We start from the raw sequence: 26,488 nt of genomic DNA on the forward strand, positions 1-26,488 counted from the left end.
GAAGCTCCTTTGATCTTGGCGCGCATTATGGCTTAGCTGCCGTTATACGCACCGTGTGCATTGTTAGCAGATTTTTCCTCTATCTTCAGCGATCCTCCTATCAAGCGCACGTTTCACGACGCCCCCCGAACAGCGGAACGCTGGTTATAATGCGCGGCCTTTGGCGCCAGCACGTGCCGGATCGTTACACCGGTGCGGCGGTTTCTCCTCTGGCCAGGCAGCACTTTTTGAATTTAGCGGGTCAATTGGCAGCCTCTTGACCCAGGCAGCGGCGCACCCCAGGCCGCTCAACCAGCCTCGTCGAGCCCGGCTTATGTGGCGGCGAGCCTGATTTCACAATTTGTCAGGTGGTTTTATGGACAGCATCAACAGCCGCATCGCCGAGGAACTCGGCGTACGCCCACAACAGGTCGAAGCGGCCGTCGCGCTACTCGATGAAGGCTCCACGGTACCTTTCATCTCCCGTTACCGGAAAGAAGTGACAGGCAGCCTCGATGACATCCAACTGCGTCATCTGGAAGAGCGCCTGCGCTACCTGCGAGAACTCGACGAACGGCGCATCAGCATCCTGGCCAGCATCCAGGAACAGGGCAAGCTGACCCCGCAGCTTGAGCGCGACATCAAGCTGGCCGACACCAAGACCCGCCTCGAAGACTTGTACCTGCCTTATAAGCAGAAACGCCGCACCAAGGGCCAGATTGCCCTGGAAGCCGGCCTCGGCGAGCTCGCCGATGGCCTGTTCAACGACCCGACCCTGGCCCCCGAAACCGAAGCCGCGCGTTTCGTCGATGCCGAAAAAGGCGTGGCAGACGTAAAGGCCGCGCTGGAAGGCGCCAAGTACATCCTTATGGAGCGCTTCGCCGAAGACGCCAACCTATTGGAAAAACTGCGCAACTTCCTCAAACAGGAAGCCATCCTCAGCGCCCGCGTCATTGTTGGCAAGGAAGAGGAAGGCGCGAAGTTCCGCGACTACTTCGAACACGACGAACCGCTCAAAAGCATGCCGTCGCACCGTGCCCTGGCGATTTTCCGTGGACGCAACGAAGGTATCCTCAGTTCCGCGCTGAAGGTCGGTGAAGAATTGCCCGGCACCATGCACCCGTGCGAAGGCATGATAGGCCAGCAGTTCCGCATCCAGAACCAGAACCGCGCAGCCGACAAATGGCTGGCCGAAGTGGTGCGCTGGACCTGGAAGGTCAAGCTCTACACCCATCTGGAAACCGACCTGCTTGGCGAATTGCGCGAAAACGCCGAAACCGAGGCGATCAACGTATTCGCCCACAACCTGCACGACCTGCTGCTGGCCGCACCGGCCGGCCCACGCGCTACCCTGGGCCTGGACCCGGGTCTGCGCACCGGCTGCAAGGTGGCCGTGGTGGACTCCACCGGCAAGCTGCTGGACCACGCCACGGTCTATCCGCACGTGCCGCACAACAAGTGGGACCAGACCCTCGCCGTGCTCGCCGCCCTGTGCGCCAAGCATTCGGTGGACCTGATCGCCATCGGCAACGGCACCGCCAGCCGCGAGACCGACAAACTGGCCGCCGAGCTGATCAAGAAATACCCGGCCATGAAAATGACCAAGGTCATGGTCTCCGAGGCCGGCGCGTCGGTTTATTCGGCGTCGGAACTGGCGTCCAAGGAATTCCCCGACCTGGACGTGTCGATCCGTGGCGCGGTGTCCATCGCCCGTCGCCTGCAGGATCCACTGGCGGAGCTGGTGAAGATCGACCCCAAATCCATCGGGGTCGGCCAGTACCAGCACGACGTTTCCCAACTGAAACTGGCTCGCGGCCTGGACGCGGTAGTGGAGGATTGCGTGAACGCCGTGGGCGTGGACGTGAACACCGCTTCGGTGGCGCTGTTGGCGCGCATTTCGGGCCTGAACGCCACGCTGGCGCAGAACATCGTCACCCACCGCGACGAACACGGCGCGTTCAAGACCCGCGCCGCGCTGAAAAAAGTGCCGCGCCTGGGTGAGAAAACCTTCGAACAAGCCGCAGGCTTCCTGCGTGTCATGAACGGCGATAACCCGCTCGACTCCTCGGCGGTCCACCCGGAAGCCTACCCGCTGGTGCAACGCATCGCCGCCCAGACCGACCGCGACATCCGCTCGCTGATCGGCGACGCCGCGTTCCTCAAGCGCCTGGACCCGAAGAAATTCACCGACGAAACCTTCGGCCTGCCGACCGTCACCGACATCCTGCAGGAACTGGAAAAACCGGGGCGCGACCCGCGTCCTGAATTCAAGACCGCCGAGTTCCAGGACGGCGTCGAAGACCTCAAGGACTTGCAACCGGGCATGATCCTCGAGGGCGTGGTGACCAACGTCACCAACTTTGGCGCGTTCGTTGACATTGGCGTGCATCAGGACGGTCTGGTGCATATCTCGGCGTTGTCCGAGAAGTTCATCAAGGACCCGCGAGAAGCGGTGAAGGCCGGCGATGTGGTGAAAGTGAAGGTCATGGAAGTCGATATCCCGCGCAAACGCGTCGGCCTGTCGATGCGCATGAGCGACACGCCGGGCGAGAAAGTCGACGGTGCCCGCGGTGCGCGTCCTGGCTCGACGCCGCGTCAGTCGCAGAACACCGCGCCGCGCAAGGAAACCGCTACGGCGGCTCCGGCCAACAACGCCATGGCCTCGCTGTTCGCCAACGCCAAGCAGTTGAAGAAACGCTGATGGACGCGCCGGCCGGGTTAGTGGAAAGCGCCTTTTTCAAGCTGCTCGGCTGCCGCCTGCACAGCCTTGGGGACGGGGCGGCGCAAGTCGCCCTGGCCCTTGAGCCGCCGTTGCGCAATCGTGGTGGCAAACTGCACGGCGGAGCGTTGTTCAGCCTGGTGGACATCGCCATGGGGCTGGCCTGCTCCAGCGTCCATGGTTTTGACCAGCAGAGCGCGACCATCGAATGCAAGATCAACTACATTCGCGCCGTGTCCGACGGCGAGGTTATGTGCGCTGCCCGGGTCATCCACCCGGGGCGGCGCACGCTGGTGGTCGAGGCCGAGGTGATGCAAGGCGACAAGCTGGTCGCAAAAGCGCAAGGCACGTTCGCTGTCCTATAGCTCAGTGTCATCGATTTGGGTTAATTTCGACGCCATGAATGCAGCGGCGAAATCCCCTGTGGGTTGCGATGACTAGCCTTTGGCATATAAACCAGGCGACTACGCCAGTTTTAACTTCACCCTTGTAGACCGTCTTGCCCACCCCCATATTGGGGCGACTGACGCGTGAAGGAATTCAACTTGAGCGACCTTTTAAACCGCCGCCTGGCCCTGCTCGGCGAGCGCGCCAACCTCTCCCTGCTCGAACAATGCCTGCATGGCATCGAGCGTGAATGCCTGCGCGTCACGGAAAATGGCCAACTGGCGCAGACACCGCATCCAGAGACCCTGGGTTCGGCGCTGACCAACGAACAGATCACCACCGACTACTCCGAGTCGCTGCTGGAGTTCATCACGCCGGCGCTGGCCAACCCGGCCGACACCCTGCATAGCCTCGACAAGATCCACCGGTTTGCCTACAGCAAACTCGGTGATGAATACCTGTGGAGCCCTTCGATGCCGTGTCCGCTGCCGGCGGAAGAGGACATTCCGATCGCGTATTACGGCACCTCGAATATCGGCCGGCTCAAATATGTCTACCGCAAGGGTTTGGCCCTGCGCTACGGCAAGACCATGCAATGCATCGCCGGCATTCATTACAACTTTTCCCTGCCGGAAAAGCTCTGGCCGCTGCTCCGGCAGGACGAAGCCAGTGACGTCAGCGACCGCGATTTCCAGTCGTCGGCCTACATCGCGCTGATCCGCAATTTCCGGCGCTACAGCTGGCTGCTGATGTACCTGTTCGGCGCCTCGCCGGCCTTGGACGCCGGCTTCCTGCGTGGGCGCCCGCATCAGTTGCAACAGCTGGATCCGGACACTTTGTACCTGCCGTACGCCACCAGCCTGCGCATGAGCGACCTGGGTTACCAGAGCAACGCCCAGGCTGGCTTGACCCCCTGTTACAACGACTTGGCAAGCTACACCGACAGCCTGCGCAAAGCGGTGGCAACCCCTTACGCGCCGTATGTCGAAATCGGCACTCACCAGAACGGCGAATGGGTACAGCTCAACACCAACATCCTGCAGATCGAAAACGAGTACTACTCCAACATCCGCCCCAAGCGCGTGACGTATACCGGCGAGCGCCCGATCCAGGCGCTGATGGCCCGTGGGATCCAGTACGTCGAAGTGCGTTGCCTGGACATCAACCCTTTCCTGCCGATGGGCATCGACCTCAGCGAGTCGCGGTTCCTCGATGCGTTCCTGTTGTATTGCGGCCTCAACGACAGCCCGCAGCTGGAAAACAACGAATGCGGCAACGCCACGAGCAACTTCCTGACCGTGGTCAAGGAAGGTCGCAAGCCAGGCCTGCAACTGCAGCGCCAGGGCCAATCGGTGGACATGCAAGCCTGGGCCATGGAACTGCTGGAAAAGATTGCTCCGCTGGCCGCCCTGCTTGACCAGAGCCAAGGCGGTGATGCCCATCGCCAGGCTCTCGAAGCGCAACAGGCTAAAGTCCGCGACCCGTCGCTGACGCCGTCCGCCCAGGTCTTGGCCGCTATGGCCGAGCACCGGGAAAGCTTCGCCCAGTTCTCCCTGCGCCAGAGCAAGGCCCACGCCGAGTTCTTCCGCGCCGAACCGTTGTCGACCGAAGAGCAAGTCGCGTTCGAAGAAACCGCTCGCCAGTCCTTGGTCCAGCAAACCGAGCTGGAGCAGAACGAGGTGGGGGATTTCGACGTGTTCGTGGGTTCTTACCAGGCGAGCATCCTGGCGATCAGTAACTGACTTTCCTCTTGATGAGGACGCTTCTGTGGCGAGGGAGCTTGCTCCCGCTGGTCTGCGCAGCAGGCCCATCTTGCGGCCGCTACGCAGCCGAGCGGGAGCAAGCTCCCTCGCCACGGGGTTATTAGCCATCTTGGATAGATGTGTTCGCAAATAAGCTAATTCGAAAACGTTATTTATTTACCAATTCTTAGATCATTTAGTCTCCTCCAACGCCGAACATCCGGCGGCCTGTTGAGGAGCTTTTCCATGTCTTTGAGTTTCCCCCTTCGCCTTCTCGCGGCCGCTTCCCTGGCCGCAGCGAGCCTTTTTGCCCAGGCGACGGATTTGACCGTCGCCTACCAGACCACCGTCGACCCGGCAAAAGTCGCCCAGGCCGATGGCTCGTATGAGAAAGCCACCCAGGCCAACATCGACTGGCGCAAGTTCGACAACGGCGCCGATATCATTGCCGCCATCGCTTCGGGCGATGTGCAGATCGGCTACCTCGGTTCCAGCCCGCTGACCGCTGCCATCACGCGCAAGGTTCCGGTGGAGACCTTCCTCATCGCCACGCAGATCGGCGCCGCAGAAGCCTTGGTAGTGCGTGACGGCTCCGGCATCAAGACTCCACAAGACCTGATCGGCAAGAAAATCGCCGTGCCGTTTGTTTCCACCGGCCATTACAGCCTGCTCGCCGCGCTGAAACACTGGAACATCGACCCGTCGAAAGTCACCGTGCTCAACCTCGCGCCACCGGCCATCATCGCCGCCTGGAAGCGCGGCGACATCGATGCCACGTACGTCTGGGACCCCGCTTTGGGCGTCGCCAAGGAAAACGGCAAGGTGCTGATCACTTCAGCTGAGCTGGCCCAGTTTGGCGCACCGACGTTCGATGCCTGGATCGTGCGCAAGGATTTCGCCCAGAAGCATCCCGAAATTGTCACGGCCTTCGCCAAGGTCACCCTGGACGCCTACGCCCAGTACCGCAAAAACCCGCAAGCCTGGCTGGCCGATGCATCGAACATCGACAAGCTGGTGAAACTCTCCGGGGCCAAGGCCAGCGATATCCCATTGCTGTTGCAAGGCAACGTCTTCCCGCTGGCCGCCGATCAGCTGGTGAGCCTCGGCGCACCGACCACCCAGGCCATCACCAACACCGCCGCGTTCCTCAAGGAGCAAGGCAAGGTCGAGGCCGTGCTGCCGGACTACGCGCCATACGTCAGCGCCCAATACATCACGCGCTGATCAAGACGAAAAAGGGAGACGCCAAGATGGCCTTGCTACAGCTGGAGCGCATCAGCGCACAGTACCCCGGCGCAACGAAACCGGTGCTGGCAGATATTTCACTGACCCTGGGCCCGGAGCAATTGCTGGTTGCCCTTGGTCCCTCCGGCAGTGGCAAGACGTCGCTGCTGAACCTGATTGCCGGGTTCGTCGAGCCCAGCGCCGGGCAGATCACCCTGGACGGGGTGCCAGTGTCGGGCCCGAGCGCCGAGCGCGGCGTGGTGTTCCAGGACGATGCGCTGTTGCCTTGGCAGGACGTGCTGGCGAACGTCGGGTTCGGCCTGGAACTGGCAGGCGTCGCGAGGGATAAGCGCGAGGCCCGCGCCCGGGAAATGCTCGCCTTGGTGGACCTGGCCGGTTTCGAAAAACGTCGCGTCTGGCAGCTGTCCGGCGGGCAGAAGCAACGCGTCGGCCTGGCCCGCGCGTTGGCTGCCGATCCGCGCGTGTTGTTGATGGACGAGCCTTTCGGCGCCCTGGACGCGTTCACTCGCGAACAGATGCAGGAATTGCTGCTGCAAGTCTGGCAACGCACCGCCAAGCCAGTGTTCCTGATTACCCATGACATCGAAGAAGCCGTGTTCCTTGCCACCGACCTGATCCTGCTGGCTCCCGATCCTGGGCAGATCGTCGAGCGCCTGGGCCTGGATTTCGGCCGCCGCTACGGGGCCGGGGAGTCAGCGCGGTCGATCAAGTCCGACCCACGCTTCATCGAGACTCGCGAGCACGTGCTTGCCAAGGTGTTTTCCCAACGCAGCGCCACTCGGCAACAGGAGCGCGCATGAGCAGTTACGAAATTCCAGCCGTGGCCCGTGACGCCGAGCTCGCGCGCCCTCCTCTACGCGTCCAACGGCAGCTGAGTACGCGCTGGATCAGCGGCCTGACCCTGATCGCGTTATTGGCACTTTGGTGGGCGGTTACCGCCAGCGGCCTGATCGAACCACTGTTCCTGCCGCCGCCCTCCGCCGTGCTGCAAAAAGGTTGGCTGCTGGTTACCAGCGGCTACATGGACTCCACGCTTTGGCAACATTTGGGCGCAAGCCTGGGGCGGATTGGCCTGGGTCTGTTGTTCGCGGTGCTAACCGCCGTGCCGGTGGGCATCGCTATCGGCGCGAACCGAATCGCCCGCGGCGTGCTCGATCCGTTGATCGAGTTCTACCGGCCGATCCCGCCGCTGGCTTACCTGCCACTTATCGTGATCTGGTGCGGCATCGGTGAGCTGTCGAAAGTCCTGCTGATCTACCTGGCGATCTTCGCCCCGATCGCCATCGCCACCGCCACTGGGGTGCGCACCGTCGACCCGGCCAAACTGCGAGCCGCGCAATCGCTGGGCGCCACGCGCGCGCAGTTGATCCGCCATGTGATCGTGCCCAGCGCCCTGCCCGACATCCTCACCGGTGTTCGCATCGGCCTGGGCGTGGGTTGGTCGACGCTGGTCGCCGCCGAACTGATCGCGGCCACCAGCGGCCTGGGTTTCATGGTGCAGTCGGCTGCGCAGTTCCTGGTCACCGATGTCGTGGTGCTGGGGATCCTGGTGATCGCGCTGATCGCCTTCGCCATGGAAATGGGCCTGCGCGCCCTGCAACGCAAATTAGTGCCTTGGCACGGCCAGGCCCATTGATCCCCAATGACCACGCCGACGATTCGGCGCCACTTCGAGAGAACGACGATGAGCCGTCCGACCATTACTCCTTTGAGCATCGCCCTCGGCGCGCAGATCAGCGGCATCGATATCAGCCAGCCGCTCAGTCAGGAGCAGCGCGATACCGTTGAACAGGCGTTGCTCGACCATCAGGTGCTGTTTTTCCGCGACCAGCCAATCGAACCACAACAACAGACTCGTTTCGCCGCGTACTTCGGAGACCTGCATATTCATCCGATCTACCCCAACGTGCCGGATCAGCCCGAAGTGCTGGTGCTCGACACGGCCGTCACCGATGTTCGCGACAACCCGGTAAGCGGCCGTCGCTCGCTGTTCGTCAACGAAGGCTTTACCACGCGCATCAATGAACTGTCGGAAACCGAAAGCGGGGTGATCCTGAAACTGCTCTTTGCCCACGCCACCCGCCCGGAGTTCACCCTGCGCTGGCGCTGGCAGGTCAACGACGTGGCGTTCTGGGACAACCGCGTGACCCAGCATTTCGCCGTAGACGACTACCGCCCCGCCCGACGGGTGATGCATCGGGCGACGGTGTTGGGGGATGTGCCGTTTTTCAGGTAAGGATCTTGCCTGAAGGTTTTTTGGCGTACGCATACCCTTGTGGCGAGGGAGCTTGCTCCCGCTCGACTGCGCAGCAGTCGCAAAACCTGCCCCACTGCTTTTCCTGATGCGCCGTGTTGAATGGGTTTGGGGCCGCTTCGCGGCCCAGCGGGAGCAAGCTCCCTCGCCACAGGGTGTTCGGCGTTACTCAGCCGACGAAGGCTTCTCCCACAGATTGATCCCGCCTTCCTGGGCAAACCGATCGATCTCGGCCAGCTCCTCGGCGCTGAAGCTCAGATTCTTCAAGGCGCCGACGTTCTCGATAATCTGCTCCGGCCGGCTGGCGCCGATCAGTGCGCTGGTGACGCGCGGGTCGCGCAAGGTCCAGGCCAAGGCCATCTGCGCCAGGCTTTGGCCGCGACGCTGGGCGATTTCATTCAGGGCGCGGACGTGGGCAATGTTTTCGTCGGACAAGTGCGAAGCCTGCAACGAGCCGCCACCCGGACGGTTGACCCGAGCATCGGCCGGAATGCCTTTGAGATACTTGTCGGTCAGCAGGCCCTGGGCCAGCGGCGTGAAGGCGATCACGCCGGTGCCCAGCTCTTGGGTGGCATCCAGCAAGTCTTTTTCCACCCAGCGGTTGAGCAGGTTGTAGGCCGGTTGATGGATCAACAGCGGGACGTTCCATTCCTGGAGCAGCGCGGCCATTTCCCGGGTCTTCACGCCGGAATAGGAAGAAATGCCGATGTACAACGCCTTACCTTGCTGCACGGCGGTGGCCAAGGCGCTGGCAGTTTCTTCCAGTGGCGTGTCGGGGTCGAAACGGTGGGAATAGAAGATGTCTACGTAATCCAACCCCAGGCGTTGCAAGCTCTGGTCAAGGCTGGCAAGCACGTACTTGCGCGACCCGCCGCCCTGGCCATAAGGACCTGGCCACATATCCCAACCGGCCTTGCTGGAGATGATCAACTCGTCGCGGTACTGCTTGAAATCCTCACGCAGCAACCGGCCGAAATTGATCTCGGCGCTGCCGTAGGGCGGGCCATAGTTGTTGGCCAAGTCGAAGTGATTGATGCCCAGGTCGAATGCTGTACGCAACAGTGCTCGCTGGGTCTCGATCGGCGTGCTGTCACCGAAGTTGTGCCATAACCCGAGTGACAGCGCCGGCAGCACCAACCCACTGCGACCCACGCGGCGGTAAGGAATGGACTCGTAGCGGTTTTGCGCAGCGGTGTAAGTCATCGAATGGGCTCTCTGTTCGGGCGACGGGTGGCAGAAGCTAACATTTCACAGACGCATCACCCAGGCCAAAAGTTCGCCGCAGTGGTAGGAGGGACATTAACTAACGCGCCTGCGCAAACACCTCGGCCACCCAATCCACGAACACCCGTACCCGCGGCGACATGTGCCGGTTGTGGGGATAAAGCACCGACACCGGCATGGGCGGCGGAGGGGTGGCGGTGAGGACTTCCTGGATCAGGCCCTGCTTGATCTGCTCCTCCATCCGGTAGTGCGGGCACTGGATCAGGCCCAGGCCGGCGATGGCCGAGGCGGCGTAGATTTCCGCGCCGGACACCGACAACGTGCCCCCGATCGGCACTTCCTTGATGTCGCCATCGACCATGAATTCGAACGGATACAGTTTGGCGGTGGTGCGAGAGACGTAGTTCACCGCCCGATGGTGGCGCAAGTCATCGAGACTTTTCGGTTCGCCGTACTCGCGCAAGTAGCCGGGGCTGGCACAAGTGATCTGCCGGAGAGTGGCGACACGCCGGCCAATCAACGACGAATCCCCCAGCGTTCCGGACCGCAGCACGCAATCGACGCCTTCGGCAATCAGGTCGACGAAGCGATCCGCCTCGCTGATGAACAATTCGATCTCCGGGTAGCGGGCCATGAATTGTGGCAACGCCGGAATCACGAAATACCGGGCCTGGGTTCCGTGCAGGTCCACCCTCAGCTTGCCTTTGGGCGCCACGCCGCGAAACGCCAACTCGGCCTCTTCGAGTTCCGCCAGCAACTGCACGCAGCGCGGGTAGTAGGCCTCGCCATCGAGGGTCGGGCGCACTTTGCGCGTGCTGCGTTCAAGCAATCGAACGCCCAGCCAGGCCTCGAACTGATTGAGCGTATGGGTCAGCGTGGCCCGGGGCATGTTCAAGTCTTCAGCGGCCAAGGTAAAGCTGCTGCGCTCGTATATTCGGACGAACACCCTCATTGCCCTGACTTGATCCATCTGATTGGCGCACCTTGATTGTTGGTGGATATTGAACAGTCAAGGCAACTCTCAGGCATTTATCGCCGAGAGTAAACATGTGAATCTGGCTCCAACGAATCACTGCACTCCCCCTAAAGAGGAACTCTTGCCATGACTGTCCAGAACTCGAAAGTCGCCATCGTGACCGGCGCCTCCCGCGGCATCGGCGCGCAGATCGCCAAGCAACTGGCCAGCGACGGTTTTGCCGTTGCCATCAACTTCGCCAACAGCGCCGCCGAGGCCTCGAAGCTCGTGGTGCAGTTGCGCCAGGCCGGGCACCTGGCCATAGCGGTGAAAGCCGATGTGTCTGTCGCGGCGGATGTAAGCCGGATGTTCGATGAAGTCGAGACACAGCTGGGCAAAATCGATGTGCTGATCAACAACGCCGGCGTCCTCCAGGTCATGCCCCTGGCGCAGCACAGCGATGAGCTGTTCGACCGCACGTTCGCCATCAACACGCGCGGCACCTTCAACACCCTTCGCGAAGCCGCGACCCGGTTGAATGATGGCGGCCGCATCGTGAATTTTTCCAGCAGCACCGTAGGCCTCAACCTGCCCGGCTACTCGGTGTACACCGCCAGCAAGGCCGCCGTGGAATCCCTGACCCAAGTGTTCGCCAAGGAGCTGCGCGGTCGGCAGATAACCGTCAATGCCGTGGCCCCCGGCCCCGTCGCCACCGAGCTGTTCATGCACGGCAAGAGCGAAGAGCAGGTCCAGCACTACGCCAAGATGCCGCCCTTGGAGCGCCTCGGCCAACCGGAAGACATCGCCAGCATCGTGTCCTTCCTGGCCAGCCCGGCCGCCGGTTGGGTGAACGGGCAGATCCTGCGGGCAAACGGTGGGCTGGTTTGAGGCCCCTTCCGATCAGCGCACCAGATGCAGGAACTGCATGTGCCGCTCGTACTGGTCGAGGATGTCGTTGATGACCTGTTCCTTGGAATAGCCCACCAGGTCGTAATCCTGGCTGCCTTCGCTCAGGTGCACTTCGGCACGGTAATAGCGGCGATTGTTGATTTGCTTGGAGCCCATGCCGCCGCGGGCGAAGGACGGCGTGAAGTAGCCGCGCATCTGCACCTGATAGATGAACGGATGCTGCTCGCCGTGACCGATCTCCAGGCTGACGCTGTCGTTGGCCGGGTCTGGCTGCGTCACCACGGTCAGCCCTTTTTCGGCGAATACCGCTTTCACTTCTTCGATGGCCGGGCGCACCGTGGTGTCGAGGAAGCGGTATACCTCGTCGCGAGAAGGAAAGTGCACCGCCTGGCTCAGGCGCTGGCGCCAGCCACCCGTGCCGCGCCGTGAAGCCGACACCGGTGCCAGGGAATGCAATTGCGCGATCTGCTTCTGGGATTCGAGGTAGAACGCCTTGTGCAGGCCCCACATCATCAGCAAGAGAATCAACGAGAACGGCAAGGACGTCAGTACCACGGCTGATTTGAGCGCATCGATACTGCCGGAGAACAACAACGCACTGGTCACCAGGGCGGTCATTGCGCCCCAGAACACCCGCAGCCATTTCGGCCCGTCTTCATCGGGGTTGCCGCCCTTGGCGGACAGCGTCGACAGCACCACGGTGCCGGAGTCGGCGGACGTGACGAAAAACACGAAGCTGATGAATACCGTGACCGCGATGACGGTCTTGCTCCACGGATAGGTTTCCAGCAGCAGATAAAGACTCATCGACGGATTTTCCAGGGCCGACATGCCCAACGCGCTCATGCCGTGGTTGAGCACCTGGTCCATGGCGCTGTTGCCAAAGATCGACATCCACGCCAGGGTGAAGCCCAAAGGGATCAACAGCACGCCAAAGACGAATTCGCGGATGGTGCGGCCACGGGAAATACGCGCGATAAACAGTCCCACGAACGGCGACCAGGCGATCCACCAGGCCCAGTAGAACACCGTCCAGCCGCCCAGCCAGTCGCTGGGCTCGTTGTAGGCGTAAAGGTCGAAACTCTTCATCGGCAGGGCGCCGAGGTAATCGCCGATGTTCTGGATCAAGGTGTTGAGCAAATGCTGGGTCGGCCCGGCAAACAGCACGAACAGCAACAGCGCGCAGGCCAGCAGCATGTTGATGTCGGACATGACCCGCACGCCTTTGTCGACACCGGCCACCGCGACGATAATCGCTGCCCCCATCATCAGCACGATCAGGCCGACCTGGATCCATTGGGTGTGGGCGATGCCGAACAGGTAATCCAATCCGGAATTGAGGTGCAACACACCAAACCCCATGTCCGCGCCAAGGCCAAACACCGTCGCGATGATGCCGAAGCCGTCCACCGCATAACCGATAGGGCCGTTGATGCGTTTGCCAATCAGCGGATACAACGCCGAACGCAAGGCCAATGGCAAATTGTGCCTGTAGGCGAAGTACGCCAGCGCCATGCCGACAAACGCAAACACCCCCCAACCGTGCAGGCCCCAGTGCAAAAACAGGATCTGCATGGCCTGGCGCGCCGCGTCGGCGGTTCCGGCCTCGCCCTGGGGCGGCTGGACCAAGTGGGTCAGCGGCTCGGAGACGCAGAAGAAAAACAACGTGATGCTGATCCCGGCGGCGAACAACATGCCGGCCCAGGACAGGTAACTGAATTCGGGCTCGTCGTGGTCGGCACCGAGCTTGATCTTGCCGTAGCCGGACAAGGCGGTGACCACCACGAAGACCAGATACAGCGTCATCGCCAGCATGTAGTACCAGCCGACCGTGTTGGCCGCCCAGTTCTGCGCCGCCAGCAGCCAGGCGCCGGCCTGCTCCGGCGCGGCAATGACGACCAGGCCGAACAGCAGGATGAAGGTCGCCGCGAAGTAGAATACCGGCGGATTCATGCGGACCAGGCCGCTGGGTGGAAGGGACGAAGTACTCATCGACGAAGCACCTCGCAAAACGAAATCATGACGTGTGCAAACGGACTCGGCAAAGGCAAGCCTCCTGTTGTGAGCGGGCAGCAAACCAAGGGTTTAACTTGAATGAACGTTCAAGTTAAACATGAATAGGCTGCTAAGGACTAATCGCAGGGCTCAACGGCACGCTTCCTACACTAGTCCATGGGTGGGTATGACGCTGCCGGGAGCGCATTCGTTCAGTGCTCCGCCCACACGCCAGTTGCCCCTGAATATCGGCGTGCCTATAGTCCGCTATCGCCTACAACCAGTACGGACCCATGATCAAAGAACAGTTGTCTCGCTTCAGTCGTCTTGACCTGCTCGGCCATCCGACACCGCTGGAAAAACTTGACCGCCTCTCCCGTTGGCTCGGCCGGGACATCTACGTCAAGCGCGACGACCTGACGCCCCTGGCGCTCGGTGGCAACAAACTGCGCAAGCTCGAATACCTGGCCGCCGACGCCTTGGCCCAAGGTGCCGACACACTCATCACCGCCGGCGCGATCCAGTCCAACCACGTCCGCCAGACCGCAGCCCTGGCCGCGAAGCTCGGCCTGGGTTGCGTGGCGCTGCTGGAAAACCCCATCGGCACCGAGGACAGCAATTACCTGGGCAACGGCAATCGGCTGTTGCTTGAGCTGTTCGACGCTAAAGTTGAGTTGGTAGACAACCTGGACAATGCCGACGAACAGCTGCATGCGCTCGCCGGCCGCCTGCGCAGCAGCGGGAAAAAGCCTTACCTGGTGCCGATTGGCGGCTCGAACGCGTTGGGTGCGTTGGGGTATGTGCGCGCTGGCCTGGAGTTGGCCGAACAGATCAAGGACACCGGCATCGAATTCGCCGCCGTGGTGCTGGCCTCGGGCAGCGCCGGTACCCACAGTGGCCTGGCGCTGGCTTTGAGCGAAACCCTGCCCACGCTTGCGGTCATTGGTGTAACGGTGTCCCGTAGCGAGGAGGACCAGTTTCCGAAGGTCCAGGGCCTGGCCGAGCGCACGGCAGCGTTGCTCGGAGTCCCCCTTGCGAAGGCGTTCAAAGTGAATCTATGGGACGAGTATTTTGGTCCCCGCTACGGCGAACCCAACGCCGGCACGTTGGCGGCGGTCAAGCTGCTGGCCAGCCAGGAAGGCCTTCTGCTCGATCCGGTCTACACCGGCAAGGCCATGGCCGGCCTGCTCGATGGCCTTGGTCGCGACCGCTTTGACGACGGCCCGATCATCTTCCTGCACACCGGCGGCGCGCCAGCGTTGTTTGCCTACGACGCGGCGCTAGGGGCGTGAAACTCCTGACAGCGGTTACATTCCGCTTTGGAATATATGGCTGATTTAATATTATTTTCCAATCTATGGAACGCAACTTATAGTCGCGCCGCAGGCGTATTTGCCACGAGACGCATCACCTGCTTTTAAGGCAGGATGTGGCAACACTTTCGTACCGCGGCTACGCCTTCTCTTGCCGATAAACGTCTTCATAAGAAAACACAGGGGCTTGTCATGAATTTTTCCGCATTACGTCGCAACCTGCTGGTAGGTTCGTTGGGCCTGGCATTGAGCACCGGCCTGCTGGGGCAGGCGGTTGCCGGTGAGCAACTGCAAAAAATCAAGGATGCCGGCGAGATCAAGATCGGCTTGGAAGGCACTTATCCACCGTTCAGTTTCGTTGATGATGGCGGCAAGCTGACCGGCTTCGAAGTGGAGTTTTCTGAAGCCTTGGCCAAGGAGCTGGGCGTCAAGGTGAGGCTGCAGACCACGCCTTGGGCCGGTATCCTCGCGGCCTTGGAATCCAAGCGACTGGATGCGGTGGTCAACCAAGTGACCATCTCCGAAGAACGTAAGAAAAAATATGATTTCTCCGAGCCGTACACCGTCTCCGGGATTCAAGCGCTGGTACTGACCAAAAAAGCCGATGAGCTGAACATCAAGAAAGCCGCCGACCTGGACGGTAAAAAAGTCGGCGTGGGCCTGGGCACCAACTACGAACAGTGGGTGAAAGCCGAAGTACCGGGCGCGCAAGTCAAAACCTATGATGATGACCCCACCAAGTTCCAGGACCTGCGCGTCGGCCGCATCGATACCATCCTGATCGACCGTCTGGCCGCTCTGGAATATGCCAAGAAGGCCAAGGACACCACCGTCACCAGCGAAGCCTTTTCGCGCCAGGAGTCGGGTATTGCCCTGCGCAAAGGCGAGCCTGAGCTGTTGGCAGCCGTGAACAAAGCCATCGAAAAACTGCGCGCCGACGGTACGCTGAAGAAGCTTTCGGAAAAATACTTCAGCGCTGACGTCACCCAATAATGGAAGCAGCTCTTCAACTCGCACTGGATTCCGCGCCCTTTCTGCTCAAGGGCGCGTACTACACGGTCATCCTCAGCCTGGGCGGAATGTTCTTCGGCTTGTTGCTGGGGTTCGGCCTGGCGCTGATGCGTCTGTCGCGTTTCAAGCTGGTGAACTGGATCGCGCGTATCTACGTGTCGTTCTTTCGCGGCACGCCGCTGCTGGTGCAGTTGTTCGTGATTTATTACGGACTGCCGCAACTGGGCATCGAGCTGGATCCGCTGCCGGCGGCCCTGATCGGTTTCTCGCTGAACATGGCCGCCTATGCGTGTGAAATCCTGCGGGCCGCCATCAGTTCCATCGAGCGCGGTCAGTGGGAAGCGGCGGCCAGTATCGGGATGACCCGTGCCCAGACACTGCGCCGGGCCATCCTGCCGCAAGCCGCACGCACGGCGCTGCCACCATTGGGCAACAGCTTCATTTCCCTGGTCAAGGACACCGCGCTGGCGGCAACCATCCAGGTGCCGGAGCTGTTCCGCCAGGCGCAACTGATCACTGCGCGCACCTTCGAAATTTTCACCATGTACCTTGCCGCCGCGCTGATCTACTGGGTTCTTGCCACCGTGCTTTCGCACCTGCAGAACGTATTGGAAGCCCGGGTCAATCGGCATGACCAGGAGTCCTGACCCATGATTGTCGTGGAAAAACTGACAAAGCAATTCAAGGGTCAGGTGGTGCTCAACGGCATCGACCTGAGGATTGAAGAAGGCGAAGTGGTAGCGATCATCGGCCCCAGCGGATCGGGCAAGACGACATTTCTGCGCTGCCTGAATTTCCTCGAAGAACCCACCAGCGGACGGATCATGGTGGGCGACATCGAAATCGATGGCAGTCGCCCGCTGAACCAGCAGCAAGGCTTGGTGCGTCGTTTGCGCCAGCAGGTGGGCTTCGTGTTCCAGAACTTCAATCTGTTTCCCCATCGCACCGCACTGGAAAACGTCACCGAAGGTCCGCTGGTGGTGAAAAAGACCCCGCGTGCCGACGCTGAAGCCTTGGGTCGCAAGCTACTGGCCAAGGTCGGCCTGGCCGGCAAGGAAGACGCCTACCCGAGGCGCCTGTCCGGCGGTCAGCAACAGCGCGTGGCGATCGCCCGGGCGCTGGCGATGGAACCTGCGGTGATCCTCTTCGACGAGCCAACCTCGGCCCTCGACCCGGAACTGGTGGGTGAAGTGCTGGCAACCATCCGGGGCCTGGCCGAAGAAAAACGCACCATGGTCATCGTGACTCACGAAATGGGCTTCGCCCGGGATGTAGCCAATCGCGTGGTGTTCTTCGACAAAGGCGTAATTGTTGAGCAAGGTGAAGCCAAGGCGATGTTCGCAGCTCCGAAAGAAGAACGCACTCGACAGTTTCTCAGCAAGTTTCTCTCGGCCGGACACGGCGCGCAGTAATTTATTGGCTTGTCGACACTTCCAGGGACGGAAGTGAAACAAGTCCAACTTTAAAAAGCCAAACATCCGCGCATCGAAAACAACGTCCAATCGCAACTTCTCCACGGCAACCCCAATAACGAACAGGCAGGTTGTTGGCGCGCTTTACTTCCATTGACCTCTCCACCCACGCCAGCCCAAAGGCGCCTTTCCTAGCGTCCAACGAACGCGACATTCCGAGGAAAAGTGCGCTCGACGCCGCGCATTAATAACTCCGACGCGTAGGACATTTCTGAAGACTTGCTTAATTAACTATTAAGCAATCGCCGCTATTGACAGTGAAACTGCCGAACCTATATCTAGCTTGAACACGCATCACGGGTTTTATTTTCGGCAGTAACACATCACAAAGTGTCGCGACTATCAGTCGTCTTTGAACTTTCGGAACATAGTTCGTTTTAGACATCAAGGAGAACACCATGACAAGTATGTCGAATTTCCCTGAGTTGGCCGCGCCCAACCTGGCCAGCGGCCAACGTACCGGCATCAACATCACCAGCGCCGAGCACCTGGAAGTCGTCATTGCCCCTTACCCGGGTATGGACCCAGGCGACCTGATCGAACTGTTCTGGGACAACTGCTACGTTGGCTCGCGCCTGCTGTCAGAGGCGGATATAGACGGCAGCGTCAGTTTGCGCGTCCCCGAGAGCTTCATCGTCAACGGCACCTCGCGCATCCACTATCGGATCATGCAAATTGGACGAGGGCCGTCGCTGTCGGCAACGCAACAGGTGCAGGTCAAGCTCGATTGCCCCGGCGGACGGCCTTCATCCTTGCTCGGCGACGAGAATCAGGGCCTGGCGCCGGCGCGTATCCCGGACACCATCCGCCGCCAAGGCGTGAACCCCAATCAGATCAAACGCGGTGTGCCGTTGACCATAGAGCCCTACCTGAACATGGCGGCCGGCGATGCGATTACCGTGCGTTGGGGCGACGTACGCATGGATCTGCCACCCATAAAGCCTGGCGAAGTGGGGCAGCCCGTTCACGTCTGGGTGCCGCCGGAAGTCATCATGGAAGCGGGTGAAGACCTGCGTCTGGAGGTGACCTATTGCATCATCGACCGGGTTGGCAACAACTCCCACTGGGCACCACCACGGACTTTAAAAATCGGTTGCGCCAACCCTTATCCGAAGCATCCTGCGAAAGAACCGCTCATGGTCGCCGAACCGCGTCACCGAAAATAATGGTGACGCTCGTTTTTTGTGGCAAGGGCGTCTGCTTCCTCGCCACAAAAACCGCTTCGCCCAAGGAGCGTATGCCTTCGATTTAAAACCCACCTATGGATATTCTTAAAAGTTAGTTCAAAAACCCTTTATACGCGTTTAGGGTATATGCACCGGACCACCGGACATTCTTGATTTTCGTCCACCGCATTCATCGCGGTGTTTTCTTGAGATGTGAGGTGGGTATGGTACGGAACACAATCACCCCGGTGCGGGGCGCCAAGGCACTGAATGCAGCCACGGAGTGGCTGTGATGTCCGATCTGGCGCAAGCAAAGGTCCAGAGCGACCAAGACATCGCTCCCCTGTTATTGCCGGCACAGGTCCTGCGCACCGACGCCGAAGCAATCAAGGCTGCCCATGAACTGGCGCAGCTCGCCCGGCAGCAGGCCGCGCGTCGCGACCAGCAGCGTAAACTTCCCTGGTCAGAAATCGAACAGTTCACCCGCAGCGGGCTCGGCAGCATTGCCGTTCCTCGCGAATATGGCGGCCCGCAAGTTTCGGCCGTCACCGTCGCCGAGGTGTTCGCGATCATTTCCGCGGCTGACCCGGCCCTCGGTCAAATTCCCCAGAACCAGTTCGGCGTGCTTCAGCTAATTCTCGCCACAGGCACCGAACGGCAGAAAAAAGTTCTCCTCCAGAGCGTGCTCCAAGGCTGGCGCATCGGCAACGCAGGGCCGGAGCGTGGCACTCGCAACACCCTGGAACTCAAGGCGCGGATCACCAGCGACGGTGACGGTTTTGTCATCAATGGGCAGAAGTTCTATTCCACCGGCGCGCTGTTCGCTCATTGGGTGGCGGTCAAGGCATTGGACGACGAGGGTCGCCAGGTATTGGCGTTCGTTCGGCGCGGCACGCCGGGTCTGCGGATAGTCGATGACTGGTCGGGCTTCGGCCAGCGGACCACGGCCAGCGGCACCGTGCTGCTGAACAATGTGCGGGTCGATGCCGAACTGGTACTGGATAACTGGCGCATCAACGACACACCGAATGTACAAGGCGCGTTCTCCCAACTGATCCAGGCCGCTATCGACGTAGGTATCGCCCGCGGCGCCATTGACGATGCGATCGCCTTCGTTCGCGAACGCGCCCGGCCGTGGATCGACGCCAAGGTCGAGCGCGCCAGCGATGATCTTTATGTCATCGCCGACGTCGGCCGGTTGAAGATCGAACTGCACGCCGCCCAAGCGTTGCTGCGCAAGGCCGGGCGAGTACTGGACCAAGTCAACGCGATGCCGATTACCGCTCAGTCCGCAGCCCACGCGTCGATAGCCGTGGCCGAAGCCAAGGTGCTGGCGACTGAGGTCGCCCTGCAAGCCAGCGAAAAACTCTTCGAGCTGGCCGGCAGCCGCGCCACCCTCGCTGAATTCAATCTCGATCGCCACTGGCGCAACGCGCGGGTCCACACCCTGCACGACCCGGTGCGCTGGAAGTATCACGCAGTCGGCGACTATCGCCTGAACGGCACCTTGCCGGCCCGACATTCCTGGATCTGACGACCCGACCTCTGGAGCAGCACATGACGCTTTCCCAACACGTCGCGGTAATCACCAGCGATGAACAAGCCCTGATCGTGGCCAGCGACCTGGCCGATGACTTCAAGCGCGACAGCGCCCTGCGCGACCGCGAACGTCGCCTGCCATACCCGGAATTGGAGGCTTTCTCCCGCTCCGGCCTGTGGGGCATCAGCGTGCCCAAGGCCCACGGCGGTGCGGGCGTATCCAACGTCACGCTGGCCAAGGTCATTGCCCTGATCGCCCAGGCTGACGGCTCGCTTGGGCAGATCCCGCAAAACCATTTCTACGCGCTGGAAGTGTTGCGGGTAAACGGCAGCGAAGCGCAAAAACAACGCCTGTACGCCGACGTCCTGGCCGGCCAACGTTTTGGCAATGCGTTGGCGGAGCTCGGCACCAAGACCGCCCACGACCGCACCACGCAATTGCGTCGCGACGGTGAGGGCTACCGGATCAATGGTCGCAAGTTCTACGCCACCGGGGCGATCTATGCCCAGCGCATTCCTACCTCGGTGGTGGATGAGCACGGCGTGCAGCAGTTGGCATTCGTCCCGCGCAACAGCAAGGGCCTGACCGTGATCGACGACTGGAGCGGTTTCGGCCAGCGCACCACGGGCAGCGGCTCGGTGGTGTTTGAAGATGTACAGGTCGCCGCCGAAGACGTCGTGCCGTTCCAGAGCGCCTTCGAACGCCCTACTCCGGTTGGCCCGCTGGCGCAGATCCTCCATGCGGCCATCGACACCGGCATTGCCCGCGCCGCCTATGAAGACGCCCTGCATTTTGTCCGCAACAAAACCCGCCCGTGGATCGACGCCACCAGCGACGTCGCCACCCAGGACCCGCACACCCTCAAGAGCTTCGGCCAACTGAGCATTCGCCTGCATGCCGCCGAAGCCCTGCTGGAACGCGCCGGTGAATTTCTCGACCTGGCCCAGGCCGATACGAACGCCGAAACGGTCGCGGCAGCCTCGATCGCCGTCGCCGAAGCCCGGGCCATCAGTACTGAAATCTCGCTGTCCGCCGGCAGCACGCTGTTCGAGCTGGCAGGCAGCCAGGCGACCCTCGCCGAACACGGCCTGGATCGCCACTGGCGCAACGCTCGGGTGCACACCCTGCACGACCCGGTGCGCTGGAAATACCACGCGGTCGGCAATTTCTACCTCAACGATGAAAACCCGCCGCTGCGAGGGACCATCTGATGGCCCACGGCAAAAAGAAGATCCTGCTCAACGCGTTCAATATGAACTGCATCGGGCACATTAATCACGGCCTGTGGACCCATCCCCAGGACACGTCTACCCAATTCAATACGATTGAATACTGGACCGGGCTCGCGCAGTTGCTCGAGCGCGGATTGTTCGACGGGCTGTTCATCGCCGACATCGTCGGGGTCTACGACGTCTACCAGCAATCGGTGGATGTCACACTCAAAGAGTCGATCCAGTTGCCGGTCAACGACCCGTTGCTGCTGGTCTCGGCGATGGCGGCGGTTACAAAGAACCTGGGCTTCGGCCTCACCGCGAACCTCACGTATGAACCGCCCTATCTGTTCGCCCGACGCATGAGCACGCTGGATCACCTGACGCACGGCCGGGTTGGCTGGAACATCGTCACCGGTTACCTGGACAGCGCCGCCAAGGCCATGGGGCTTACCACCCAGGTCGAGCACGACCGTCGCTACGACCAGGCCGACGAATACCTGCAGGTGCTTTACAAATTGTGGGAAGGCAGCTGGGAAGACGACGCGGTGATCAATGATCGCCGGCAACGGATCTACGCCCAGCCGGAGAAAGTGCACAAGGTCAGCCACCGGGGTGAGTTCTACCAGGTCGAGGGCTATCACCTCTGCGAACCGTCTCCGCAACGCACACCGGTGCTGTTCCAGGCCGGCAGTTCCGAGCGCGGCTTGCGGTTCGCCGGGGGCCATGCCGAGTGTGTGTTCATCAGCGGCCAGAACAAAGCCGCGACCAAGGCCCAAGTCGACAAGGTCCGCGCCAGTGCCGTCGCGGCTGGGCGACATCCCGAGGACATCAAGGTGTTCATGGGCCTGAACGTGATTGCCGGGCAAACCGAAACCGCCGCCTGGGCCAAGCATGCCGAGTACATGAGCTATGCCAGCGCCGAGGCCGGCGTCGCGCACTTTAGCGCGTCGACGGGCATCGATTTTTCCGAGTACGCGTTGGACGAACCGATCCAGTACGTCAAGAGCAATGCCATCGAGTCCGCCACCAAGACGCTGCAGAACAACGACTGGACCCGACGCAAGCTCCTGGAGCAACACGCCTTGGGCGGCCGCTACATCACCGTGGTCGGTTCGCCCGCGCAGGTGGCCGACGAGCTGGAATCGTGGATTGCCGAGACCGGCCTCGACGGCTTCAACCTGACCCGCATCGTCACGCCCGAGAGCTATGTGGACTTCATCGACTTGGTGATTCCCGAGCTACAGCGACGCGGCTCGTACAAGACCGAATACGACGACGGTACGTTGCGCGCAAAGCTCTTTCAGGGAGGCGCCCGATTGCCCGAACAACATACCGGCTCCACCTACCGGCACTCTTAATCAATGACTGGAACAACCGACATGACCAAGCACCTCCTGACCCTGCCAGTCAAAGCACTGGCCCTGGCCCTCGGCCTGTTCAGTTCAGCTCTCTTTGCGGCTGATGCTCCGTTGAAAATTGGCACCACCGCCGCCTTCGCCATTCCGCTGGAGGCCGCTGTCGAAGAGGCGGGCAAACAAGGCCTGAAGGTAGAACTGGTGGAGTTCAGCGACTGGATCGCACCCAACGTCAGCCTCGCTTCCGGCGACATTGACGTGAATTACTTCCAGCACATCCCTTTCCTGGAAAACGCCAAGGCCGCCGCCGGATTCGATCTGGTGCCGTTCGCGCCGGGGATCATCAACAACGTAGGGCTCTATTCGAAACGTTACAAAAGCTTCGACGAGCTGCCCGAGGGGGCGAGCGTTGCCATTGCCAACGACCCGATCAACAGCGGTCGCGGCTTGCAACTGCTGGCCAAGGCCGGGCTGATACAGCTCAAGCCGGGCGTGGGCTACAAGGCCACCGAAGACGACATCATCGCCAACCCGAAGAAGCTCAAGATCCTGCAAGTCGAGGCCGTGCAACTGGTGCGCGCCTATGAAGATGCCGATCTGGTGCAGGGCTATCCGGCCTACATCCGGTTGGCGAACACCTTCGACGCCACGTCCGCCCTGCTGTTCGACGGTCTCGACCACAAGGAATATGTGATCCAGTTCGTGATCCAGCCCAAGAGCAAAAGCGATCCTCGGCTGATCAAGTTCGTCGACATCTACCAGCACTCCCCCGCCGTGCGCGCAGCCTTGGACAAGGCCCACGGCAAGCTCTATCAAGCCGGTTGGGAAAGCTGATCATGAACGCCGTCAACACACTGCTCAAACAGCAGGCACCCACGCCACGGACAGCCGAGCGCACCGAACTGCACCCGCAGCTCAATCGCGCCCATGTGCGTTTCATCGGCCTGGGCAAGACTTACACGGGTGCCCAGGGGCCGGTCAATGCGCTGCTGGGCATCGACCTGGCGATCCAACACGGCGAGGTGTTCGGGATCATCGGCCGCAGCGGCGCTGGCAAATCATCGTTGATCCGCACCATCAACCGGCTCGAACAACCCACCAGCGGGCGCGTGCTAATCGATCAGGTGGACATCGGCGAGTTCGATGAGGATCGCCTGGTGGCGCTGCGCCGACGCATCGGCATGATCTTCCAGCACTTCAACCTGATGTCGGCCAAGACGGTGTGGCAGAACGTGGAGCTGCCGCTGAAAGTGGCCGGCGTGCCCAAGGGACAACGGCAACAAAAAGTCCGCGAGCTGCTCGAACTGGTGGGATTGCAGGGCAAGCACGGGGCTTATCCGGCGCAGCTCTCGGGCGGGCAGAAGCAGCGGGTCGGGATAGCCCGGGCGCTGGTCCACGATCCAGAGATTCTTCTGTGTGACGAGGCCACTTCGGCGCTGGATCCGGAGACGACTCAGTCGATCCTCGGTTTGCTGCGCCAGATCAACCAGCGGCTGGGCCTGACGATTGTTCTGATCACCCATGAAATGGCGGTGATCCGGGAAGTCTGCGACCGGGTGGTGGTGCTCGAACAGGGGCGAATAGTCGAGCAAGGGCCGGTCTGGGAAGTCTTTGGCAACCCGCAGCACGACGTCAGCCGGACGCTGCTGGCGCCGCTGCAGCACGCGTTGCCTGAGGAATTGCAGAACCGCTTGCAGCCACGACCGCCGTCGGCGGCTGCCGCCACGGTGCTGCGCCTGCAATTCACCGGGACAAGCCGTGATGAACCGGACCTCGCTGCGCTGTTCAATGCCCTCGGCGGACGGGTGCGGCTGCTGCATGGCGGCATCGAACGGATCCAGGGCCATGGGCTCGGGCAATTATTGCTGGCGGTGAGCGGCTCCTCATGGGGCGCGGAAGAACTGCGCCAACGGGCAGGCGCTTGGGCGCAACACGTGGAGGTGCTGGGTTATGTGGTTTGATCGGTTATTGCAGGGTTTTATCGACACGTTCCTGATGGTCGGCGTGTCGTCGTTGATCGCTTTGCTGGCGGGCATTCCGTTGGCGGTAATCCTGGTCACCAGTGGCAAGGGCGGAATCTATGAAGCGCCCGTCGTGAACAGAGCCCTGGGCGCGTTCGTGAACCTGTTTCGCTCGATACCTTTCCTGATCCTGATGGTGGCACTGATTCCGTTCACCCGGTTGATCGTCGGCACGACTTACGGCGTGTGGGCCGCGGTGGTGCCACTGACCATCGCCGCCACGCCGTTCTTCGCCAGGATCGCCGAAGTCAGTCTACGGGAGGTCGACCATGGCCTGATCGAAGCCGCGCAGGCCATGGGCTGCCGGCGCTGGCACATCGTCTGGCACGTGCTGCTGCCCGAAGCGCTGCCGGGCATCGTTGGCGGTTTTACCATCACGTTAGTGACCATGATCAACTCATCCGCGATGGCCGGGGCAATCGGCGCCGGTGGGCTGGGCGATATTGCCTACCGTTACGGCTACCAGCGTTTCGACAGCCAGGTGATGCTCACGGTGATCGTGTTGTTGGTGGCGCTGGTGGCGGTGATCCAGTTGGGTGGCGACCGCTTGGCGCGAAGCCTGAACAAGCGCTGAAACGCGGCATCACGGGAGCGAGCCTGCTTGCCGGTGGCGATTAAGCCGCAAGCCTGCTTGCGGTATAGTCGACCAACGCTCCCCACCCAAGCCGTGACCATGAAACACACACCCGACGACCTGCGCACCATCACCGCCACGACCCTGGGTCACTACAACGAAGTGGCAGAAGAGTTTCGCGAAGGCACACGCGACCACGATGTCAGCCAGAACATCGACGCCTTGCTGCGGCACATCCAAGGCCAGGCGCCATTTCATATCCTGGACTTCGGCTGCGGTCCGGGACGGGATTTGCGCACGTTCACCGCCATGGGTCATGTTGCGGTCGGCCTCGACGGCTCAGAAGAATTCGCCCGGATGGCGCGCCAGGACAGCGGCTGTGACGTGTGGCGCCAGGACTTTTTGCAACTCGACCTGCCAGCCGAACGCTTTGACGGGATTTTCGCCAACGCGGTGCTGTTCCATGTTCCCGTCCAGGAACTGCCTCGGGTGCTCAGACAATTGCACGCCACGCTCAAGCCCGGCGGCGTGTTGTTCAGCTCAAATCCGCGGGGTAAAAACCAGGAAGGCTGGAACGGCCAGCGATTCGGTGCGTATCACGATCTCGACGCCTGGCGGGCGTTGCTCACCGAGGCGGGGTTCGTCGAGCTGGAGCATTACTACCGACCGGCGGGGCTGCCGCGAGAGCAGCAGCCTTGGCTGGCGAGTGTGTGGCGTAAAGTTTAAAGGCTAACCGGTCTGGTCCGGGTGGATGCTGGCCCCCGTGGCGAGGGAGCCTGAATCCGATTTTTTAAGCGCCTGTCAGTCCGGCTTGACCAACCACTTCTGCGACAACTGCTCCAGCCGCCCGTCATCCTTGATGCGACTCAGGGCATTGTCCAGGCTGGCCTTGAACGCCGGGTTGCCCTTCTGGAACGGAATCACCAGGCTGGGCGGCGGGCCCTGCTTTTCCTCCGGCTGGAATGACTGGACCAGGACCAGCGGACGTTGCGGCTCATCCTTGCTGGCCAGCAACTGTGCATCCGGTTGGCCGTAAGTCGCGCTGGTGTCGAAACGTTCCGCCAGTTCCGGGGTCATTGCTATGTGGTTGATGGCGACGTCGTACTTGCCGCTTTCCACACCGGCCAGCAGATCCGCGGCATCGGTAACGACAAAATCGGGCCGTACATCGAGCTCACTGGCAAGCATTTCGCCCAGTTCCACTTCGAAACCGGTGAGCTTGCCGTCCTCCTTGAAGTTGAAAGGAGCCATGTTGGCCTCGAGGGCGATCCGCAATTCGCCACGGTCGTTGATGTCGTCGATCAGTTCCGCATGGGCCAGAGGGCTCAACAGGGGTAGCAGGCAGATCAGGCCAGGCAGAAAACGCATGATCACTCCTTTGTATTTATACAAGCGACGCTCGTTTCAGGCTCG

Annotated in this window: 24 protein-coding genes; 20 read left to right on the plus strand and 4 right to left on the minus strand. The window is 61.3% G+C overall.

The window, feature by feature from the left end; genetic code table 11:
* Positions 1–355 precede the first annotated feature (355 nt).
* The 7 genes from J3P95_RS24085 (at position 356) to J3P95_RS24115 (ending at position 8,308) form a co-directional block, all read left to right on the plus strand.
* On the plus strand, positions 356–2,680 hold the full coding sequence (locus J3P95_RS24085) for a Tex family protein (RefSeq protein WP_434579463.1): 2,325 nt from the start codon (positions 356–358) through the stop codon (positions 2,678–2,680).
* Positions 2,680–3,063, plus strand: coding sequence for a PaaI family thioesterase (locus J3P95_RS24090; protein WP_434579462.1), 384 nt, complete (start codon positions 2,680–2,682; stop codon positions 3,061–3,063). Before J3P95_RS24085 ends, J3P95_RS24090 begins: the two co-directional genes overlap by 1 nt.
* Positions 3,064–3,243: 180 nt before the next feature.
* Positions 3,244–4,827, plus strand: coding sequence for a glutamate--cysteine ligase (gene gshA, locus J3P95_RS24095; RefSeq protein WP_434579461.1), 1,584 nt, complete (start codon positions 3,244–3,246; stop codon positions 4,825–4,827).
* A gap of 246 nt (positions 4,828–5,073) precedes the next feature.
* Positions 5,074–6,051, plus strand: coding sequence for a taurine ABC transporter substrate-binding protein (gene tauA, locus J3P95_RS24100; protein WP_434579460.1), 978 nt, complete (start codon positions 5,074–5,076; stop codon positions 6,049–6,051).
* A gap of 26 nt (positions 6,052–6,077) precedes the next feature.
* Positions 6,078–6,872, plus strand: coding sequence for a taurine ABC transporter ATP-binding subunit (tauB, locus tag J3P95_RS24105; protein ID WP_434579459.1), 795 nt, complete (start codon positions 6,078–6,080; stop codon positions 6,870–6,872).
* The gene (tauC, locus tag J3P95_RS24110) at positions 6,869–7,708 is read left to right on the plus strand and encodes a taurine ABC transporter permease TauC (RefSeq protein WP_434579458.1); all 840 of its coding nucleotides are present in this window, start codon (positions 6,869–6,871) and stop codon (positions 7,706–7,708) included. The genes tauB and tauC overlap by 4 nt, the downstream gene beginning before the upstream one ends.
* Positions 7,709–7,756: 48 nt before the next feature.
* Positions 7,757–8,308 (plus strand): TauD/TfdA family dioxygenase, encoded by a 552-nt coding sequence (locus tag J3P95_RS24115; protein WP_434579457.1) that lies wholly within the window; start codon positions 7,757–7,759, stop codon positions 8,306–8,308.
* 183 nt (positions 8,309–8,491) lie between these two features.
* On the opposite strand, the gene mgrA is transcribed toward J3P95_RS24115, so the two are convergent.
* Positions 8,492–9,529, minus strand: a complete 1,038-nt coding sequence (gene mgrA, locus J3P95_RS24120) for an L-glyceraldehyde 3-phosphate reductase (protein ID WP_434559310.1) — start codon at positions 9,527–9,529, stop codon at positions 8,492–8,494.
* Between the two features lie 100 nt (positions 9,530–9,629).
* Entirely contained in the window at positions 9,630–10,520 is an 891-nt protein-coding gene (locus J3P95_RS24125; RefSeq protein WP_434579456.1) for a LysR family transcriptional regulator, read from the minus strand.
* 132 nt (positions 10,521–10,652) lie between these two features.
* Between J3P95_RS24125 and J3P95_RS24130 the strand changes: the two genes are divergently transcribed.
* The gene (locus tag J3P95_RS24130; protein ID WP_434579455.1) at positions 10,653–11,393 is read left to right on the plus strand and encodes an SDR family oxidoreductase; all 741 of its coding nucleotides are present in this window, start codon (positions 10,653–10,655) and stop codon (positions 11,391–11,393) included.
* Positions 11,394–11,405: 12 nt separating this feature from the next.
* On the opposite strand, the gene betT is transcribed toward J3P95_RS24130, so the two are convergent.
* Positions 11,406–13,367 carry a choline transporter BetT gene (gene betT, locus J3P95_RS24135; RefSeq protein WP_434563951.1) on the minus strand — a complete coding sequence of 654 codons (1,962 nt, stop codon included), beginning with the start codon at positions 13,365–13,367 and terminating at the stop codon, positions 11,406–11,408.
* 335 nt (positions 13,368–13,702) lie between these two features.
* On the opposite strand from betT, the gene J3P95_RS24140 reads away from it, so the two are divergent.
* The 12 genes from J3P95_RS24140 to J3P95_RS24195 all read left to right on the plus strand — a co-directional run bounded on the left by J3P95_RS24140 (position 13,703) and on the right by J3P95_RS24195 (position 25,801).
* Complete coding sequence (locus tag J3P95_RS24140) at positions 13,703–14,701, plus strand: D-cysteine desulfhydrase (RefSeq protein WP_434559316.1); 999 nt, start codon at positions 13,703–13,705, stop codon at positions 14,699–14,701.
* Between the two features lie 213 nt (positions 14,702–14,914).
* Positions 14,915–15,715, plus strand: coding sequence for a cystine ABC transporter substrate-binding protein (gene tcyJ / locus J3P95_RS24145; RefSeq protein WP_434559318.1), 801 nt, complete (start codon positions 14,915–14,917; stop codon positions 15,713–15,715).
* On the plus strand, positions 15,715–16,380 hold the full coding sequence (gene tcyL / locus J3P95_RS24150) for a cystine ABC transporter permease (protein WP_163006689.1): 666 nt from the start codon (positions 15,715–15,717) through the stop codon (positions 16,378–16,380). Before tcyJ ends, tcyL begins: the two co-directional genes overlap by 1 nt.
* A 3-nt stretch (positions 16,381–16,383) precedes the next feature.
* The gene (gene tcyN / locus J3P95_RS24155; RefSeq protein WP_434579454.1) at positions 16,384–17,145 is read left to right on the plus strand and encodes an L-cystine ABC transporter ATP-binding protein TcyN; all 762 of its coding nucleotides are present in this window, start codon (positions 16,384–16,386) and stop codon (positions 17,143–17,145) included.
* 458 nt (positions 17,146–17,603) lie between these two features.
* A complete protein-coding gene (locus tag J3P95_RS24160) occupies positions 17,604–18,371 on the plus strand; it encodes a hypothetical protein (RefSeq protein ID WP_434559322.1) in 768 nt (255 codons plus the stop codon).
* A 292-nt stretch (positions 18,372–18,663) separates the two neighbouring features.
* Positions 18,664–19,905, plus strand: a complete 1,242-nt coding sequence (locus tag J3P95_RS24165) for an SfnB family sulfur acquisition oxidoreductase (RefSeq protein WP_434559324.1) — start codon at positions 18,664–18,666, stop codon at positions 19,903–19,905.
* Positions 19,906–19,928: 23 nt separating this feature from the next.
* Positions 19,929–21,122, plus strand: coding sequence for an SfnB family sulfur acquisition oxidoreductase (locus tag J3P95_RS24170; RefSeq protein WP_434559326.1), 1,194 nt, complete (start codon positions 19,929–19,931; stop codon positions 21,120–21,122).
* A complete protein-coding gene (locus J3P95_RS24175; RefSeq protein WP_434559328.1) occupies positions 21,122–22,483 on the plus strand; it encodes an LLM class flavin-dependent oxidoreductase in 1,362 nt (453 codons plus the stop codon). Before J3P95_RS24170 ends, J3P95_RS24175 begins: the two co-directional genes overlap by 1 nt.
* Before the next feature lie 21 nt (positions 22,484–22,504).
* Complete coding sequence (locus J3P95_RS24180) at positions 22,505–23,314, plus strand: MetQ/NlpA family ABC transporter substrate-binding protein (RefSeq protein WP_434579451.1); 810 nt, start codon at positions 22,505–22,507, stop codon at positions 23,312–23,314.
* A gap of 2 nt (positions 23,315–23,316) precedes the next feature.
* Positions 23,317–24,441 (plus strand): methionine ABC transporter ATP-binding protein, encoded by a 1,125-nt coding sequence (locus J3P95_RS24185; protein WP_434579450.1) that lies wholly within the window; start codon positions 23,317–23,319, stop codon positions 24,439–24,441.
* Positions 24,431–25,075 (plus strand): methionine ABC transporter permease, encoded by a 645-nt coding sequence (locus J3P95_RS24190; protein ID WP_434579449.1) that lies wholly within the window; start codon positions 24,431–24,433, stop codon positions 25,073–25,075. Before J3P95_RS24185 ends, J3P95_RS24190 begins: the two co-directional genes overlap by 11 nt.
* Before the next feature lie 99 nt (positions 25,076–25,174).
* On the plus strand, positions 25,175–25,801 hold the full coding sequence (locus J3P95_RS24195) for a class I SAM-dependent methyltransferase (RefSeq protein ID WP_434559336.1): 627 nt from the start codon (positions 25,175–25,177) through the stop codon (positions 25,799–25,801).
* Between the two features lie 75 nt (positions 25,802–25,876).
* Here J3P95_RS24195 and J3P95_RS24200 read toward each other — a convergent pair whose 3' ends face one another.
* Entirely contained in the window at positions 25,877–26,443 is a 567-nt protein-coding gene (locus tag J3P95_RS24200; RefSeq protein ID WP_434559338.1) for a transporter substrate-binding domain-containing protein, read from the minus strand.
* Positions 26,444–26,488: the final 45 nt, after the last annotated feature.

Source organism: Pseudomonas sp. Z5-35 (assembly GCF_051131945.1).
Lineage (GTDB): Bacteria > Pseudomonadota > Gammaproteobacteria > Pseudomonadales > Pseudomonadaceae > Aquipseudomonas > Aquipseudomonas marvdashtae.